Origin of the sequence: Actinoplanes sp. NPDC048791 (assembly GCF_040650095.1) — a bacterium.
Taxonomy (GTDB): Bacteria; Actinomycetota; Actinomycetes; order Mycobacteriales; family Micromonosporaceae; genus Actinoplanes.
On the sequence record NZ_JBEZGQ010001314.1, the window covers coordinates 1 to 1,990 of the forward strand.

Sequence of the window (1,990 nt, forward strand, 5' to 3'; positions counted from 1 at the left end):
CCGGCAGATCAGCGTGATCGCGGCCATGTTGACGGTGGGTGCGGGCGGCCTGGCGATGCTCGCGGTGCTCAACACGGCGACGCTGATCGTGGGGGTCGTGCTGGGCTTCGGGCTCGGGTGGGCGTGGCCGGGGCTGATGAACTTCGCGGTGGTCCGGCTGCACCCGCAGGCGCCGGCGGCGGCTACGTCGATCACTCAGACCGGCGTGTATGCGGGCGGGTGCATCGGACCGCTGGGGCTGGGGGCGCTGGCCGCGGCGGCCGGGTACCCAACTATGTGGACCGTGGCGGGGATTGCGATGCTGTGGGCGGCGGGGGCGATGGTGCTCGGCAGCCGGATGCTGCGACGGCACGCGGACCGTGCGGCGGTGGCCTGAGACGGCGGCTGACGCCCCGAAGGTCGAGTTCTGCGGTCTTTGCCTCGGCTCGCTGGCGCAACGGCTCTCAGCCTGTGCGAGCGGGGTGCGGTCGGCTCGGCTGATGCGGTCGGCTCAGCTGGTGCGGTCGGCGATGAAGTCGCAGAGGGACTCCATGGCCTGGCGCGGTGAGCCCTGCGGCAGCGGCGCGAGCTGGGACCGGGCCTCTTCCGCATACGTCCGGACGGTTTCGCGGGCCCGCTTCATCGCGCCGGACTCGCGGAGCAAACCGAGCGCTTCGGCGTGCAGAGCGTCGTCGACCAGCGGCCCGGAGGCGAGCAGCTCACGGAGCCGCACGGCGGAAGCGTCGGTGTCGTCGCCGGCGAGGGCGTAGAGGACCGGCAGGGTCGGGACGCCTTCGCGGAGGTCGGTGCCCGGCGTCTTGCCCGACTGCACCGACTCCGACGCGATGTCGAGGAGGTCGTCGGAGAGCTGGAATGCGATGCCGATCGTCTCGCCGTACCCGGTCAGGGCCTCGACCTGCTCGGGGGTGACGCCGGAGAAGAGGCCGCCGAAGCGCGCCGAAGTCGCGATGAGCGACGCCGTCTTTTCGGCGATGACGCCGAGGTAGTGCTCGATCGGATCGGACCCACGCGGCCCGGCGGTCTCGGCGATCTGGCCGTGCACGAGCCGGGCGAACGTCCGCGCCTGCAGCCGCACCGCCTCAGGCCCGAGCGACGCGGCGATGTCGGCCGCCCGCGCGAAGAGATAGTCGCCGACGAGAATCGCGACGGAATTGCCCCACCGGGCGTTGGCGCTGGGAGCGCCGCGCCGCACGGTGGCCTCATCCATGACGTCGTCGTGGTAGAGCGTCGCGAGGTGGGTGAGCTCGACGACCAGGGCGGCCGGAACGATCTCAGGCCGGGTCGGATCACCCATCTGCGCACCGAGCGCGAGAATCAGCGGCCGGAACCGCTTGCCACCGGCGTCCATGAGATGCCGGGCAGCCTCGGCCACGAGCGGATCGGCACTGGCGACATTGCTGCGCAGCGCATCCTCCACAACCGCAAGCGTCGCCGACACCGACGCGTCGACCGCAGGGTCGATGTCGAGGCCGAACGACGTCAGCGCGCTGTCCCGGGTGCTCACCACACTTTCACGATGCCATACGACCCCGACCCGGGCGGGCCCAGGGGTCCCACCAGCAAGATCAAAAAGAGCCTGAGGGTACGGATCCGGAAAAGTCCCCTCCGCGCAGGCCACGGCCTGGCTGCCCGCTCCCGCTGATCAGGCGGCTGCCGGCCGGGTCGTCGGTCAGGGTGGGCGAAATCACCGCGCCTTCGGAAAGATGGCACACCCGCCTGTGCCGGGGGCCGGCCGGCTGTGGAGCCTCTTCGGTCCGTCGGTCGCGGCGTCGTGTTGCGTGCTGGGCGGCTCGGCCGCGTGTGCGGAGGGAGTGCGGCTGCGCTTGCTGGATGGTTCGGGTTGCTTTGCTGGTTGCCGCCGGGGGCGACTTGGCGGGTGCCGCAGCGGGGGTCATCGTGGCGCAGCAGCGGCGGTGGCGGCTGTCGGATGGCGAGGGCTGGCTGTCCGGCGACGCCGGAGGCCGCGGGCGGGGCGCTGCGGGCGGTTGCC

Annotated in this window: 1 protein-coding gene and 1 pseudogene; one reads left to right on the top strand and one right to left on the bottom strand. The window is 72.1% G+C overall.

All coding sequences use genetic code 11. The annotated features are described in order from the left end of the window. Positions 1-376, top strand: a pseudogene (locus AB0C29_RS45800) (MFS transporter); the annotation flags it as partial. 114 nt (positions 377-490) lie between these two features. On the opposite strand, the gene AB0C29_RS45805 reads toward AB0C29_RS45800, so the two are convergent. Then, positions 491-1,462, bottom strand: a complete 972-nt coding sequence (locus AB0C29_RS45805; RefSeq protein WP_360834284.1) for a polyprenyl synthetase family protein — start codon at positions 1,460-1,462, stop codon at positions 491-493. Positions 1,463-1,990: the final 528 nt, after the last annotated feature.